Source organism: Acinetobacter sp. V91_7, assembly GCF_031799075.1.
GTDB lineage: Bacteria > Pseudomonadota > Gammaproteobacteria > Pseudomonadales > Moraxellaceae > Acinetobacter > Acinetobacter calcoaceticus.
In genome coordinates this window covers 35,697-52,006 of sequence record NZ_JAVQNT010000041.1, presented here as the reverse complement: position 1 = coordinate 52,006, position 16,310 = coordinate 35,697, and the positions used below count along the sequence as shown (strand labels likewise).

Below are 16,310 nucleotides of genomic sequence, written 5' to 3'. Positions count from 1 at the left end.
CTTAAGCACCGATTAAATTTACTTTTGAAAATTGATTAAGCAGAGAGACAAACTCACTTCCCCATAATTCTAATAAATCTTCCACCCGCCCCTCTTTAAAGGTTGTAGAGTTATAATCAAGCTGGAGGAAAAAAGATTCATTTTTTCGAACTACACCACCTGCAATTTGATGAACTCTATTCCCAATACCCTTCTCAACTGACCATGAATGTATTTTTACAGTTGACGGTATAATTTTAGATTCAGAATGAGTTAACTCAATATTTAACGAAATATCTGCATTAGGATATGAACTAAATTGCTTTGATATAGTGGTATCTTTAGATAAGTATTTACAGTAATTGAATAAAGAAGCTTCGACACTCATTCTTGTTAACTGTTCTTTTGTTTCTCGAATTAAATCTAAATCTGACAATTTAGTATTAAAAATTATTGGAACTGTCTCATTAATCCATCCAACCGTTTTAGCAAAATCCACCATTCCTTGTTCCGCTACCCTACCATGATGGGCAAGGTCTAATAGCATATATTCTAATCCAGACCACTTACTATATGCTTTTGATAAGGCTACAAGTACTATATTGGAAATAGACATATTCGAATTTTTAGCTAGAGCCTTTACAGCAAGATCAAATTTATGTCCATCGAATTCTAATTTACATTCTTTTGTCCAATCATGACTTAATTGAACTCCATTTTCTTCAAAGTCTAATGGTGTTGACCTGACATACGGCCATGGGAGGCTTGACCAATAACTTGAAGAATTATGAGCCAACTTCTCACAACGTTGGATATATTCACTGCAATATTCTCGATATGATTTAACTATTCTATTATTATTAAAAAAACTCTCTCGATTAGTAACTAAAAGATCTATTAACTCTTTTTCAACTTCTCTTAATGAAACACTGTCTAACAGAATATGATGAAATACTAATACAACATAACTTTTCTTGTTCACGTTATCATTTACAAGCAACAAGATCATATTGTTGCTTAAAGAAAGTTGTTGTCTTAAATTCTTTATATATTCAATTATAGAATCTTTGATTTGAGAGTTGGTAAAGGACTGATCAATACTTATCTCTACAATTTTTGCATTATCATCGGAAAAGTACTGTTCGAACTTACCATCTGAATATTCCACTTTCAGGCGGAGGCCATCGAACTTCTGTTGAACCAGATTGTAAGCAGCAGATAAATTTTCACTGGTAATTTTTTTTGAGAATTCATATACAGGCGAATGAACTATCCACTGCTCAATTCCACTATTCATTTTTAACAAATAAGAATATCTATTAGCCGTAACAGGAATATAACTTTCAAGTATATTCCCATTGTTAATTTTGTCTTCGTTTATTGATAAAGATTCGTGATGAGAATTTGAACTTTGGCTACTAGTGTTAAACAAAGAAAAAATTTGACCTAAAGGTTGTATACCACTCAATTTAATGTCAGATAGATCTTGATCAAATTGATTTAAAACCTCTGACACAAAAATAACAAAAGTTAGTGAATCACCACCATGATCATAAAAAGAAAGATTTTCATCTACTTCTTCAATATTTAACGTTGTTTTAAGCTTCTCTAGTATAAACTCCTGTACATCGTTATATTTTGTACTATCCAATGATGTATCCTCTTAATATATTCAAAATAATTTTTATTTAATTGCCACAAATTTTATTAGCAATCAAAACAGCAAACATAAATCAAAATATTTCAAATAAAAATAGCATGTCAAATTTTAAAAAATCTTACTTTAAAATAAATCATTTGTATATTTTTTGTATCAAAAACAAAATAACCCCAACAAATCTAAACCTCAAAATTAAAATCTTATTTAAAATTTCTACCAATATAAATTAAGAATCTATATAGATTTAATTTCCATTAAAATCAAATACATTTAAAACTTAAAAATAAAAAAAATTAACTTTCAACCTTTAGAAAAACATTAAATAATTACATGAAATTTCACTAAATTTATTTTTTTATCATTTAAAACATTGTTTTATTTTTAATTAACATAAAACTTAAAAAAGAATAGTTAATGTTTTCTTATTATATCTTTGTGTTAATTAATGTAAAATGTCATATCTTTTCCGCCTATGTTTTGCTCATATTAATTAGCTTTACTCAACAATAGAGTTAAAAACTTTTTATATTTACTCAAAAACTGAGTAGGAACCTTGTAATTATTATGAGATAAATATGGTATTTTTCAATGATAAAAAAGGCATTTGAAACTTCTGAATTTCTTATTAAATCAGTTGAAGCTATTGAGTTTGCTGAGTTATACGATCCTATTCCTATACATATTGAAGTTGAACCTGATACTCCATTTATAAAAAAACAGTGTGTCTCCGGAATTTTAATTCAATGTTTTATTAATAAATTTTTAATTAACCATCCTGATTATAAAGGTTTAATTTGTGCGACAAATATAAATATTGATTTCATAAAACCTGCTTATTTTGATACAAAAATGTTTATTAAAGTTTCTTACCAACAAGATTTTAACAACCGCAAGAATGCCTACAGGAGGATTAGCAACTGTGAACTAATTTCATCTATTGATGAAAAAATAATTACCAAATATGAAGTTACCCATCTAATTAAAATTTAATTCTTTAACAGGAACTTAACACTATGTTATGTGAAAATGAAAAACTAATAATGGAATTATACGGCGTTCAATATCACGAAAAAGGATCTAAAGAGGTTATAGAAAGCCGTGAAGACGATTTATATAGTTTCAAATGCTATATTGGAGATCATACAATTTCTGTTGAAAAAGGAGATAGCGTTATTCTTATAGAGAATGACTCTATAGTTAAGTGGTTACGAGGTCCATTGAACGTAAACTCAGAAAAATTTGGGTTAGTATTAAGAGGCTATTCGCCTGAAAATAAAACATCTGAACTAAATATTAAAACTACATTACCCTATGTAAATGGTTGTTCAACGAGACAAATTTTCCCGCCAGAAAGATTGGGCGATCCAACAGTGCAGTTCCTTGAAATCCCTGCATATACAAAAGAGCAAGCTCACCACATCCATTCCACTGCACGTGTTGTATACGTTCTTAAAGGTCGTGGCAAAAGTATTGTGGGTATGGAGCAAAAACACGTCATTGAAGAACTTACAGAAGGAAAGGTTGTCATTTTAGATAAGATGAGTCCGCACCACTTCGAAACGGAGGGTGAACCATTGATGGTTATTCCTATCCATATATTTAGCTCAGTAGGTGCTTTAGAAAGCAATCATCCTATGTTTAACGGAACACATATGCTGAATCAAGGACTTTAAATTTAAAAAGGATTTATCTGTATGACGTTTAGCATAATTGATTTTAGCCATCCACCTCCAAGTAATATCCAAGATAAATTAAACTGGTTGAGTGAATGCAAAGCAAACTCTTGCGTTATGCTTGAAATGAATAGTAGTGAAGTTCTTGCTTGGTTTATTGTTCAATGTTTCGAAAAAAATGTAACCATTGTTCCTGTAGATCCACGGCTAGATGATCACCAAAAGAATAATATTTTCAATTTAGTTCAACCATCATTTTGGGTTAAAGGGGCTGATGCAGCTGTCCAAAAATATACTGAATTTAGAAGCGATTACGAAGACACTTCATTCATTTTATTTACATCAGGTTCTACTTCTACTCCCAAAGGAGTAATGCTATCTAAGCAAGCCATATTACATAATTCTACTATTACCGCAAAGGAACATGGATTTGATTCAAATCAGTTACACGCAACATGTATGCCATTATTGCACTGTAATTCGATTGCCATGTCATTATTAGGCCATTATATAAATCACGCTAAATTTATCTTGTTCAGCAATGCTTCTCCAAAAGAAATTTTGTCTGAAAGCTCTAAGTTTAAGGTTCAAACTATATCAGTTTCCCCAGCAATATTAACCGAAATCTTACACTGTGATATTTCACATCTAGATTTTTCTAGTTTGAAATATTTTATTTCAGCATCTGCACCATTATCGTCACATCAATGTGAAATTTTTTATCAAAAGTTTGGCCCTAAATTGCGTCAAGGTTATGGTCTCTCAGAAGCAGTTAACTTTAGTTTTTTGATGCCGCTATTGGATGATGAGAATTTTAAGCTTCAATATATTAAACAACATCCTCCTGTAGGGATCCCATTAGTCGATACAGAGTTTAAGCTGATTAATAATGAAGTTTACGTTAAATCTCAAGGGATAATGTCAGGGTATTTAGATAATCCAATCGAAACTAATAAAGTTTTTAATGATCAAAAATTTTTAGCTACTGGTGATATTGGTTATATTAGGGATGGATATCTTGTATTAAATGGCCGCTTTAAAGAGATAATTAATAGAGGTGGAGAAACAATTTATCCTTCTGATGTTGAAAGATCTCTTGCATCTAAAATCCCTGAATGTAAAGAAATTGCTTGTTATGGAGTTTTGAATGACAAAATGGATACTGTTATTGGGGCGAATATTAAATTAGTTGATGAGGCCAATATTCTAGATGTTTTTGAAAAACTAGATAATCATCGTCCACCTATAGAAACTGTAAGATTTGAAGCTGTTACGCGTACTACTACTCTTAAACCTCAAAGAACTTTGATGTCAAATAGGATGGTTTCAATTCCTAGTAGCGAGATTAAGTATAAATTACTTCAAGAATATGCTTATAAGATTTATAAAGAAATTTTATTAAATAAACCAGCTGAAGATTTAGTGCAATTGTCTTACATATTTAAGCAAGCTTATGAGTTCGTTGATAGCTATGAATCTGATCCATTGGTTTCATTTGATGAAATCATTCATACCGATGTAACTAAAAGTCTTAACTTACTAGCAGAATATTGGCCATATTTTATAAATGGAAATAAAAAACCTATAGATTTGATTAAAGATAACAAAGGGTTGTGGGAAAGTCTTATGACTGGATACCCTATGGGACAATACGCTATCTTAACCAGTAAGTTTTTAATAAAAAATAACTTACTTAATGGGAAATGTTTAGAAATAGGTGCAGGTGTTGGAAATACTACTAGACTGATAGCAGACTATGTAAACAATGAATTTATTAGAACCGATCTTATACCTGAATTGGTTAGCAAAATAAAATGTAAAGGAACTATTAGTCCTTATGATTTTAATAAAAAAGGCCCTTGGCGAAACCTAGATACTATTTTTGGAGTCAATGCTTTGCATTGTGCTGATAACAAATTAATTACCCTTCAAAATCTAAAAGAAATGTTAAAACCCGGAGGTATTTTAGTATTAGGTGAAGGTGCTCCATATCCAAAAAATAATACTCCTTGGTGTTTAAATGGATTTTACGGGTTGTTTAATGGTTGGTGGGATAAAGGTGGTTTTATCTCTAGAAAAGAGTGGATAAGTTTACTCAATACAGCAGGTTTTGAAAAAATTGGTTTTAGTCAGCTTAGAGCGGGTAAATTTGATCTAGGAGGAATTATCTGGGGTCAACGCCCAATTCTTTAAGATCAATTACTAAATATATAATAAAGGAAGTAATATTTTCATGAATAAAAAAAGAGTAGTATTTATAGATGTACCAGGTCAAAGTGGATATTTACCTTTAGCAGGAGGTTACTTAATTGCTACGGCTAAATCAGATTTAAATGTTAGTAATTCAATCTCTTTTCAACTACTTTACCCTCATCCCGCATCAAAACTTGAAGATATCCTTCAATCCATAACCTCAATTAAACAACCACCAGAACTAATTGCGTTTTCAGTTCAAGGTTGGGCAATTCCTTTTGTAGACTTACTTGCAGCTCGATTAGCCAAAGAGTATCCAAAAGCGGTCATTATGTATGGTGGTAATCATGTAACTGATCAGGGTAAACAATTACTACAGAATAGAGATTATGTAAAAGCTATATGCAATGGAGAGGGTGAGTTCTTATTCAAAGAATTGATGTTAGGTTTAGCTAATCATGGCCTATCTGATGATGTGCTGCGAAGTGTAGCAGGAATAACTTTTAGAACAAGTGAAGGAGATATTTTTGAAAGCCCAAGAAGGGACAGAATTCAAGATATCGATGAGATCCCATCCCCTTATTTAGATGGAACACTTGATTTAACAAAGGATGATATTAATACAGTTCTCATTGAAACAAACAGAGGATGTCCATATAAATGTTCATTCTGTTATTGGGGTTCTGCAACCAACTCTAAAGTAAGAAAATTTTCATTAGATAGAGTTTTTTCTGAAATGGAGCTGTTTGCACAACATGAAATTGAATCTTGGTATATATGTGACGCAAATTTTGGAATGCTTAAACGAGATTTTGAAATTGTTGACAAAATCATTGAGCTTAAAAATACATACGGCTTCCCACGTGTAGTGCATACTAACTGGGCGAAACATTCAAATGAAAAAATTGTTGCATTAGTATCTAAGCTAAATAAAGAAGGCATCCACTCAACCTTTACAGTTGCGGCCCAATCTATGGATGATCATACATTAGAACTAGCCCAACGAAAAAATATGGCTATTAACAATATTAAAGATCTCACAGACCTCTGTAGAAAGAATAATGTTGTACCAAGAGGCGAGTTAATTTTTGGTCTGCCGGGGGAAAGCTATAATACTTTTTTGAAATCATATGACAAGATCGTAGATTACACTGATGCCATTTCCGTTTATCCGCACTATATTTTACCAAATACTCATTATAGTGATAAAAGAGATAAATTCTCCATAAAAACAGAAGCTGCAGAATTTGACACAGCTTATGAATACTGTACTGAACATGCTGACATGTCTCGAGATGATTTCATTCGTGGAATGAAATTTATCATCGCTAATAATATTGTTAAGGTCGGCGGTAACGTGTTTGTTGTCTATAACCGTACAGTTAATGCTGTTGCAGGAATTACACAATCTCAATTATTAGAAAAATTAGTGGATTGGATTCCAAGCTCTCAAGATCCAATAGCCAAATTACTAACACCCTTTTTACGCAATCCTTTAGCTACTCACCGTCATATGTTAGCAAGAGTTTGGAATATCATTAGAGATAGACGTGATGATTTTCTGAATATGATAGAGTTATTCGCTGACGAAAGAATACACTCATTAGTTGATCCTCAGAAAGCAGATATTCTTAGCCAATCTTTAAAATACGACTTTGCACTTTATCCCAAGTGTATTAAAAATGACGTCGTATTATCTACACCTAATGATTGCTACGAATCCGAATATTCATTTGACTACGACTTTTTAAGTTTCCAGCAAGGTAAAGATACTAAGCCAATTAAGAAAAAAAGTAATTATAGAATTTTCTATCGTAAAGGGTTATCTGAATACCCATTCGATAAGTGGTATTTTGGTTTCATTTCATTCCGTGGGGAATGTAAATACGTGGATGAAGTTAATAATATGAACTTAAAAACTTCCGTAGAAAATAATAAGGCAATAAGTGTTTCTAATATTTAAAGGGTAAATTAATTAAGACTATGAGCCAGAATTACAAACCAAATCAAAGTATTAAAGATAATAAGCATAATCATACTGATTTTAAATCAGTTATAGATGCATTAAATTATTGGTCTGTTACTACTCCAGATAATGATCTAATCACTTATATTGATAACAACCACACTCCGTATACTTTAACCTATAAGGAGTTTAGACAACGTGTTGAATCTTTATCGATTTTCCTAAAAGAAACTCACAATTTAAAGAATGGAGATCGAATAGCAGTAATAGGAAATTCTTCATTAGATGTAGTTCTTTTCTACTTCGCCATTATTAGACAAGGGTGTATCCTCGTACCAATTGACCCTAAAGTCAGTTCACAACAGCAAAAATTTATAATTGAATCCACACAATGTAGCTTAATAGTATCTGAAAACTCAGTATCAGATATATTAAACGAAATTAATATCAAGTTCCAAAAACTAAACTGTATTAATAATCTTAAAATCTATGAAAAAAATATTATAGATTTACCAACTGAGTTTGATGAAAATCAGCCTGCTATAATATTATCTACATCAGGAACCACATCAGAACCCAAGTTACCATGCTTATCTCACGGTAATTTAATGTCAAACTCAAAAAGTTTGAAAGTTATTCATAATGCTAATAATAGAACAATATCAATGTGTGTACTTCCCATTTTCCATGCAAATGCATTTTGTTTTTCTCTCGTAGGTACAATCTACTGGGGCGGCAAAGTAGTATTAACGAATGGGCTTTTGGGACTAAGTACAGGCAGTATAGCTAATGAATATAAAGTACATATTATCAGTCTTGTCCCATCATTAATAAGAGTTTTATTAACTCAACGATTTAGTGCTGAAAATATTCCCTCATTAAAATATATAACGAGTGCGGCTGCCCCCCTCCCCCAAAAATTGGCAGTAGAGTTTTTCTCAAAAACGAGGTTGCGAATACATCAAGGATGGGGCCTTACAGAATGTACAAATTTTGCAACTAAAATTCCTTGGCACCTTACGGATAAGGAATATGAAGAAGCAATGCATGATAATGATTTTTGCTCAATTGGTTGCCCTACATCTGATTGCTCAGTAGAGGTTATTGATGTAAATACTGGAGAAAATTTAAATGAAGGTGAGGTTGGAGAACTAATAGTCCAAGGAAAAAATTTGATGCTTGGCTATTGGAATAGAGATGACCTAACTTTAGAAGTTCTAACGAAAAAAGGATTGAAAACTGGTGATCTTGGATATTGGCGTTATATCGCTAATTCAAAAATGTATTTTATATGCGGAAGATTAAAAGAGATTATTATCCGTAACGGTGAAAATATTTCTCCTATTGCAGTTGAAAATGAACTTTTAAATTTATCTCCAAAATTTGAGATGGCTGTAATAGGTTTTAATAATAACTATGTGGGTGAAGAAGTTGGACTATACATTAATGTTGGTAGACATAAATTAGATAAAGCCCAAATTTTAAATATGCTTGATCAAGTTACTGAATTTCAACGTCCGCGTTGCATACTATTAGGAAAAACTGCTATCCCGCGTACAAGTACAGGAAAAATACAAAGAAAAAAACTAACTTATTTATTTGATAATCACAAAGACAAATTACTTAACTCCAGAAATCCAATGATTATAGAGCTGGAATAAATGAATCTAAAATTAGGAGATAAAGTATGTTAGAAAATGATATCTCAGTTATCATAACTACTTATGAAAGAAAGTCTAGTTTTAAAAAGGCTTTGGATAGTGTTCTAAATCAAAGCTATAAGAATTTTGAGTTAGTTGTAGTAGATGATAATTCAAAGGAAAATTACGTTGAAGATATGTTGAAAGCAACAAACTTAAATTATAAGTATGTTAAAAATTCAATAAATAAAGGAATTGCTGAAACTAGAAACATAGGAATAGAACTAGCAACCTCTCCTATAATCTGTTTTTTAGATGATGATGATGAATACTTCCCAGACTTTCTAAAGAATACTCTTGATACCCTAAAGAATTCTCCAGAAGATGTAGTAATGACATGGAGTAATGCTAAAATAAATATATATAAAGATTCTCAATTATCTCCTACTCTAACTAAGAATCGGATCTTTCATTGCACAGATTATGCGAATTATATAGATTTACTGTCTATAGGAACTGGCTATGGTATAGCATTGAAAAAGAACTGCTTTGATAAAATTGGTAAATTTGATACTAACTTTAAAGTTACAGAAGATACTGAATTTTTTGTCAGATTGATGAATGCGGGATTTAAGTGTCGTATAAATACAGATATAAACATTTTAATTAACCATCATATTTCAACACGGCAAACCTCTTCTAAAAATGATGATCTTCGAATAAGTGAAACTATAGTAATTATGAATAAGTATTTTGACTTCTTTGAGTCAAATCAAGATTTAAAACTAGAAATGGAAAATTATATTTCACTATTAAAAAATCGCAGCATGCAAAGAGGCTCAGAAAAAAACATACCAAAGCATTTTATAGCTTCAGGAACTGTCACATATTAAAATAAAAGGATAAAAAATTGTCTTCTGTTAATTTTTTAAATTCATTACTAACTTATGAATCTGGTATAAATGAATTATACTTTGATTGGTATCTTGCAAACTGGGATAATAAAACTATTGATTATTTCGATGTAAAAAGTACAGGAATAGTAACTCGAAATACTATCACTGGTAAGCCTGAAAGAAAAAAAATTTCTGTTAATGAATATTTTAAAACTTTAGGTGTATTAGAGTATTTTGACCCATTAAATATATCTAGTTTAAATTTAATGAAATATAGATCTATAAATCCTTGGGGTTTTATTGGATATCAGCTTGGAGAACAAGCTTTATTTGATTGTGGTATCTATACACCTAAGAAAGAAGAAATATTTCATAACAATAGAACTTATCAATTAAATGTTATATATGTAAAGCTCGAAGACCACACTTGGAGTGATAATATTGAAAAGAAAATAATTTTTGATAAAAATAACACCCCTTTAGTTATCGCAACCAATGTAAATACTTGGATGGGTAATTTCACTGGAAAATTTGGAATAAATAGTAAAGAAGATTTATTTAATCCAAATAAACAAACATTAGTTATTAAAAATTTAATGAAATACAATTATAATAAATTAATAGGAATTTTGGAAAAACACTCTTTTGATTTAGATATTTTTTTGAATCAAAACATAAAATATGATAATTCAATCAATATGAGATATAGTCTATCAGGAATATTAGCCTGTTGTCATCTTTGTGGATATAAAGCTACAGCTAATTTAATTTTAAAAAAAGAAGTATCATATGATGAGATAAATACCTCAATTTTAAACTATATGGAAAAATTTAGTGACTACGATGTAAAAGATATTATTGATTAGATTTTATTATCATCAACAATTAAACATAAATTACTTACTAAAATTTAAATTAGTAGAATAAAACAGAGTAAATTTTACTTGTGTTTTATCTTCTAATATATAATAGGTTTTATTTGCATGAAACGTACATATGAACAGATTTAAAATTTTATCCAATGGTTTTTTATCCGGCTTCACATATTGTTTTATTGCTATTACTTTACAAGCAGTATTAACAGATTTAGGATATTCGATTTCTTTTTTATCTTCAATAGCACTTGTGATACTGCCCTATTCATTTAAATTTCTGTGGAGTGGATTCGCTGATAAAATTGAAAAATCCTCTATTGAAAAACTTATTAGTTTTTTTATTTTAATTATTTCTGTCAATTTCTTTTTTCTTTTTTTGTTCAACAACTTTTACAATCCATTTTTCTATTTAATGCTATTAAATTTAGCTTTCTTAGGATCATGTTTTGATATACTGACAGATGCTAACTTAATTAAAAACTATTCCGATGAAATTCGACCCAACTTACTTACATTTTATATATTTGGTTGGAGATTGGCATTCATCTTTGCAGGAGGTGCACTTTTATATTTATTTAACAAATTACTGCAAAGCGACATGGAGTATCTATTCATTTTATCTGGAATAATGTTTTTTATTTTCTTTTTGGGCTTCATGAAATTTAAAATAAGTAATATTTTATCCCTTGTAAAAATTAATTACCAATATTTTTTTATACTATTTCCACTTTTCTCTTTATATTTTATTTTAAAAACTAGTTTTACAAATCTTAAAGACTCATTTTCAACACTTTATGAATTAAAAAATTTATATTCATTTTCAATATTATACAAACTCTTTGACCTAACTTTCACTTCTCTTATCACTATTTTTATTATCCAAAAATTTGGGATTAAACTTGATGCCTTTGGTACTATCAATAGTATCACATCCCTTATCGCAATTTTATCTTGCGGATATATCTGGTCTAAACTCAATGAAAAATATTCCAATATTACCATATTAATAGCATCGTCATTATTTAAAACTCTAACACTATTTCTTTGTATTTACATATATCATTTTAAATATTACAATTTTCACACCTTAATTATTTTATTTTTATTAAATATATTTTCAACAAGTTTAATAACATACTCTTTTTCAAATTTCATTATGACTACTGTTAAAGGAGCAAGATCATCATTTAAATATTCTATTTTAACTTCGCTACCTATGCTTTTTTTACTTTGTACTGTTCCACTATCATCTTTTTTGATTAATCATTATAACTGGGCTATCTTCTTTATTTTTATTATTTTACTTCAATTTTTAAGTTTTCTATCGTTATTTAGTATCAGATCTAAAAATAAATTTTGATATTAGAATCCATATACAATATTTTATAGTAAATAAAATATTAATTTAACATTTCATTATCAGCAATAAAAACATTAAATTAACATTAATAATTTCAACCACTTAGTTGACATTGGTGTATTTTTAAACTAACTTTAAATTATCTCTATAACTTTATAGAACTGTAAGAGATGAAAACAGCAAATCAAATACGGAAAGAATTTGAATCAAGAGGTAAGAGTATTGCTGAGTGGTCAAGAGAAAATAATTTTTCTGAACATCTCGTATATCAAGTCTTACTCTCTAATCGTATACCAAGGCGCGGTCAAAGCCATGACATCGCAGTAAAACTCGGATTAAAAGAAGGGGAAACTAATGAGTAATAACAGTTATAAAAAACAAAACGGACTATAAAAGTCCGTTTTGCCTAGCCTGCATCTAAATAGATACTGCTAAGTAGGATTTTTAGTATCTCTAGATGCGGCTAAATAGTCAAGTCTTCGCTTTAATTTATAGAGCGTATTTAACACATCTATCAAAAAGATGTATTAGGAGATATTAAATATGGGATTTAAACCGAATGTTCGAAAAAAAATCCACATTGAGAAAAATCTGTTTGAACAAATTAAATGTGCTTTTCTCTCACCTCCTTCACTTTCCAACCAACTAGTTGGTATCAGAAATATTTACCATGGTAGTTTTGGCAAACGGACAGCAATTCTTCCAAGTTTAAAAAATAATGGTGCGATATCACTAGAAAGTCAGCTTGAACTTGGACATGCAATCGAGCTTGAGAGACTTTCATCTATCTATGCATACCGCACCCAAGCAATAAAAATTGAACTGGGAAATAATAGTCATGCATTCCCAGATTTTTTAATATTAAATAATCTTAAGCAATATGAACTACATGAAATCAAAGAATGTCTTGAATCTCTGTCAGATGAACAGATAGAAAAGTTTAATCAAATTAAAAAATATCTTAAAAGATTGGATATTGAATATAAGCTTTTTGATCATAGACATATACCGACGCAAAGACAACGGCAACGATTGCTAGCAATGTATCAATCAATAAGAACACATCAACTATCAGATGAAAGAATTGAGTTAGCAAAAGAAATCCCTTTTCCTAAGCGTATATTTTTAGAGTATCTATATTCATATTTTAAAAATTATGATTACTCATATGAAGACTTAAACTATCTCCTTTTTTATAAACATCTTGGCAAAAATAACGTTAAAGAAATAAATATTTTGGAGAAATTCTGATGGATAATTTATTCATATCTCCAACAATTGGCATGCGTTTTATCTATAAAAATAGAGAGTATGAAGTTACTTTTCTTTTAATAGATAAATTTCGAGTTACAACAGCCCATGGAGGTGTAAACAGCTATTGGTCGATAGATAAAATCAATTCACTTTATAACAAAGGAGACATTAAAATAATTTATGAAAACAACTCCATCCTTACAAATCCGAAAGATATTAATACAATAAAAAGAAGGCTTTCATATGTCCATGAATCTTTGAAAAAAGGAATAAGATGTCAATCGGAGAAAAACTTAGAAAGATCAATAAAAATAATCTCAAAAAAAATTAATGATTCCAATCCTCCTTCTACTCGAACTTTATCAAAATGGATTAGAATCTATAGATCAGATTCGTATGATATAAAATGTTTAATTGACAATAGAAAAGGTAATTCAACAAAACGGAAACCATTTTATATTATTGAAGCTTTGAATCATGTATTAAAAAATGAAAATAATGCAGCATTAATTAAAACTGCAAAAGATTTAGAAAGTCATATTTATGAACAACTAGATGAAAAAAATATAATTCACTATGAAAATGATCATTATTCAATTCGATCAATTCAAAGATATATGAAAAAATTTAGCGACCCTTTTTTACAAAAATTGAAAAAAAATGGAAATCGGTATGCACAACTATATGTTCGTGCATCTGCTATGAGTCAAATAAGTGACGGATTATTACATGTAGTAGAGATCGACTCTCATAAACTTGACATAATTATTTTAGATGATGAGTTTTTGGAAGTTATGGGTAGAGCGTGGATAACACTTGCTATAGATAGATTCTCAAGAGTAATTGTTGGCTTCTATATTTCATATTTACCACCTTCTTCTTTCAGCTCTCTTCAAACATTAAAAGATATGATTACTCGTCCGACGAAGCATGAAATGGGCGGAATTCCTGCTGCAATAATCCCAGATAACGGTTCAGAAAATATTAATAATTCTTTTTTTAGATTATGTTCATCACTCAACATTACTATTCTACCCGCGCAATTTAGGACTGGAAATAATAAACCGTTCGTTGAAATTTTTTTTAAAAACATGACAAATAGTTTGATTAAAAAAATTTCTGGCACAACTTTATCCGATCCAATTGAACGGGAAGAATACGACTCAAAAAAATATGCAAGCGTAACATTAGAACAACTAAAAAATTATATACCCAATTGGATCAATATATATCATAAAGAACTTCACCGAGGTATTAATAGAGTTCCACAAGCTCTATGGAACCAAGAAGTAAAAAAATATACTCCCAAAGGCATAACTCACGATGAAGCAGATATATTATGCCGCACTCTACATTTAAGAGATATTAACAATGGAAGAGTTTTATTCGAATATATCTATTATTATTCACATGCTCTAAAAACACATGAATTAAAAGGTGTTAAACAGGCTCCGATTCTAGTAGATGAATCGGACTTAAGCTACGTTTATGTTCTTATAAACAATGATATTTGTATAAAAGCAGAATCAACTCAAAAAGAATATACTGACTGCTTATCTCTTAGTGAACATAAAGCTGTACGTGAAATAAAAAACAAATTAAAGCTTAATGACTTAGAAGAATATCCAGAGAAGAACAATATATATGCACGAATTAAATTAAGACAACTTATTCAAAGCGATATAGAACTAAACAAATCAAGTAAAAAGAAAAGGAATCTAGCTAAACTTATAAAAGAATCGAATATTCAATTTAATCAAGAAGAAAAAATAAATATTAAAGAAAGTTCGTTAAAAAATAGTGAAGTTATAAGTTTTGGGGATTTTGAAAGATTCGGATATGAAGAATTGGAGCTTGATCATGAAGTCTGATTTATATGAAAAGTTAGCAAGACTGGATAATTGTATAATTCAGCATAACCAATACAGGAATGCCGTGTCAGGAATTATTGACTGTTGGCAAAGAACAATTGCTTCACCGAACAAAGCAACAAGTTGCATGTTAATTGCTGAGGGTGGGCTTGGTAAGACTACAATTTGCAAAAAAGTTCTACAGAGTTTTACCTCTAATTTAGTCGAATATAGCGATCATTCTATACGCAAAAATCCTGCATTTTATATACAAATCCCATCTGGAAGTACGATCGATTCACTTACAACATTAATGTTAAATAAGCTCAATGATATCAATCCAAGCAGTGGTACACGGAGTGACCGAGCTTTCCGACTAAAGACAAAATTAAGTGAGAGCTGTACTGAACTAATAATATTTGATGAATTTCATCATATATATTCGACTCAAAGTTCAAAAATGAAATTTAGTAAGTCAAATGAAAACATCGCGAACTGGATCAAGACACTAAGTGACGAAAATAAGATATGTATTTGTTTAGTTTCACTACCTGAGTATGTTGAAATTTTTGAGAGAGACAGTCAGCAAAGCCGCCGATTTAAAAATAAATATATTCTTCATCCACTATCAATAAAAATCAATTCAAAAAAAGTTCATATAAAACCTTTTTTAGCAGAAGTTGATAGATTTATCGATAAAAAACTAGGACTTAGCTCTTTGAAATTATCAGATGATTCTATGGTTTTAAGAATATATATAGCAACGGCTGGATATCATGATTATGTGATGAGTTTAGTAAAAGAAGCTATAAGATTTGCGTTGGAAGAAGACAATCACACATTGAAGATCCAACATTTTTCGTTGGCATGGGAAACAGATATTACTGCTTATGTACGATTATCTGAGCGAAACCCATTTGAAATGCAAGCAAATGAACTAAACAATTTTATGAATTAACGTGAA

General features: G+C 29.9%; 13 protein-coding genes. 12 read left to right on the top strand and 1 reads right to left on the bottom strand.

Going from position 1 to position 16,310, the window contains the following annotated elements:
- Nucleotide 1 precedes the first annotated feature (1 nt).
- Complete coding sequence (locus RMB03_RS13765; protein ID WP_311076637.1) at nucleotides 2-1,630, bottom strand: condensation domain-containing protein; 1,629 nt, start codon at nucleotides 1,628-1,630, stop codon at nucleotides 2-4.
- Nucleotides 1,631-2,227: 597 nt separating this feature from the next.
- Between RMB03_RS13765 and RMB03_RS13760 the strand changes: the two genes are divergently transcribed.
- The 12 genes from RMB03_RS13760 to RMB03_RS13705 all read left to right on the top strand — a co-directional run bounded on the left by RMB03_RS13760 (nucleotide 2,228) and on the right by RMB03_RS13705 (nucleotide 16,304).
- Nucleotides 2,228-2,629 carry a hypothetical protein gene (locus RMB03_RS13760; protein WP_311076636.1) on the top strand — a complete coding sequence of 134 codons (402 nt, stop codon included), beginning with the start codon at nucleotides 2,228-2,230 and terminating at the stop codon, nucleotides 2,627-2,629.
- Between the two features lie 23 nt (nucleotides 2,630-2,652).
- Entirely contained in the window at nucleotides 2,653-3,312 is a 660-nt protein-coding gene (locus RMB03_RS13755; RefSeq protein ID WP_311076635.1) for a cupin domain-containing protein, read from the top strand.
- 21 nt (nucleotides 3,313-3,333) lie between these two features.
- The gene (locus RMB03_RS13750; protein ID WP_311076634.1) at nucleotides 3,334-5,505 is read left to right on the top strand and encodes an AMP-binding protein; all 2,172 of its coding nucleotides are present in this window, start codon (nucleotides 3,334-3,336) and stop codon (nucleotides 5,503-5,505) included.
- Nucleotides 5,506-5,545: 40 nt separating this feature from the next.
- A complete protein-coding gene (locus RMB03_RS13745; RefSeq protein WP_311076633.1) occupies nucleotides 5,546-7,468 on the top strand; it encodes a radical SAM protein in 1,923 nt (640 codons plus the stop codon).
- Between the two features lie 20 nt (nucleotides 7,469-7,488).
- Nucleotides 7,489-9,132: a class I adenylate-forming enzyme family protein gene (locus tag RMB03_RS13740; protein ID WP_311076632.1), complete on the top strand. Its 1,644-nt coding sequence runs from the start codon at nucleotides 7,489-7,491 to the stop codon at nucleotides 9,130-9,132.
- Between the two features lie 26 nt (nucleotides 9,133-9,158).
- Nucleotides 9,159-10,004, top strand: a complete 846-nt coding sequence (locus tag RMB03_RS13735) for a glycosyltransferase family 2 protein (RefSeq protein ID WP_311076631.1) — start codon at nucleotides 9,159-9,161, stop codon at nucleotides 10,002-10,004.
- Between the two features lie 17 nt (nucleotides 10,005-10,021).
- Nucleotides 10,022-10,873, top strand: a complete 852-nt coding sequence (locus tag RMB03_RS13730; RefSeq protein WP_311076630.1) for a hypothetical protein — start codon at nucleotides 10,022-10,024, stop codon at nucleotides 10,871-10,873.
- Between the two features lie 130 nt (nucleotides 10,874-11,003).
- Nucleotides 11,004-12,242, top strand: coding sequence for an MFS transporter (locus RMB03_RS13725; RefSeq protein WP_311076629.1), 1,239 nt, complete (start codon nucleotides 11,004-11,006; stop codon nucleotides 12,240-12,242).
- Nucleotides 12,243-12,412: 170 nt separating this feature from the next.
- Nucleotides 12,413-12,604, top strand: a complete 192-nt coding sequence (locus RMB03_RS13720; RefSeq protein WP_311076628.1) for a DNA-binding protein — start codon at nucleotides 12,413-12,415, stop codon at nucleotides 12,602-12,604.
- A gap of 181 nt (nucleotides 12,605-12,785) precedes the next feature.
- Nucleotides 12,786-13,493: a hypothetical protein gene (locus RMB03_RS13715; RefSeq protein ID WP_311076627.1), complete on the top strand. Its 708-nt coding sequence runs from the start codon at nucleotides 12,786-12,788 to the stop codon at nucleotides 13,491-13,493.
- Nucleotides 13,493-15,367, top strand: a complete 1,875-nt coding sequence (locus RMB03_RS13710; protein WP_311076626.1) for a transposase family protein — start codon at nucleotides 13,493-13,495, stop codon at nucleotides 15,365-15,367. Before RMB03_RS13715 ends, RMB03_RS13710 begins: the two co-directional genes overlap by 1 nt.
- A complete protein-coding gene (locus RMB03_RS13705; protein ID WP_311076625.1) occupies nucleotides 15,357-16,304 on the top strand; it encodes a TniB family NTP-binding protein in 948 nt (315 codons plus the stop codon). The genes RMB03_RS13710 and RMB03_RS13705 overlap by 11 nt, the downstream gene beginning before the upstream one ends.
- Nucleotides 16,305-16,310: the final 6 nt, after the last annotated feature.

Coding starts and splice junctions, on each gene's coding strand:
- RMB03_RS13725 (WP_311076629.1), top strand. CDS start 11,004: ATGAACAGATTTAAAATTTTATCCAATGGTTTTTTATCCGGCTTCACA.
- RMB03_RS13715 (WP_311076627.1), top strand. CDS start 12,786: ATGGGATTTAAACCGAATGTTCGAAAAAAAATCCACATTGAGAAAAAT.
- RMB03_RS13750 (WP_311076634.1), top strand. CDS start 3,334: ATGACGTTTAGCATAATTGATTTTAGCCATCCACCTCCAAGTAATATC.
- RMB03_RS13740 (WP_311076632.1), top strand. CDS start 7,489: ATGAGCCAGAATTACAAACCAAATCAAAGTATTAAAGATAATAAGCAT.
- RMB03_RS13755 (WP_311076635.1), top strand. CDS start 2,653: ATGTTATGTGAAAATGAAAAACTAATAATGGAATTATACGGCGTTCAA.
- RMB03_RS13705 (WP_311076625.1), top strand. CDS start 15,357: ATGAAGTCTGATTTATATGAAAAGTTAGCAAGACTGGATAATTGTATA.
- RMB03_RS13745 (WP_311076633.1), top strand. CDS start 5,546: ATGAATAAAAAAAGAGTAGTATTTATAGATGTACCAGGTCAAAGTGGA.
- RMB03_RS13735 (WP_311076631.1), top strand. CDS start 9,159: ATGTTAGAAAATGATATCTCAGTTATCATAACTACTTATGAAAGAAAG.
- RMB03_RS13710 (WP_311076626.1), top strand. CDS start 13,493: ATGGATAATTTATTCATATCTCCAACAATTGGCATGCGTTTTATCTAT.
- RMB03_RS13760 (WP_311076636.1), top strand. CDS start 2,228: ATGATAAAAAAGGCATTTGAAACTTCTGAATTTCTTATTAAATCAGTT.
- RMB03_RS13720 (WP_311076628.1), top strand. CDS start 12,413: ATGAAAACAGCAAATCAAATACGGAAAGAATTTGAATCAAGAGGTAAG.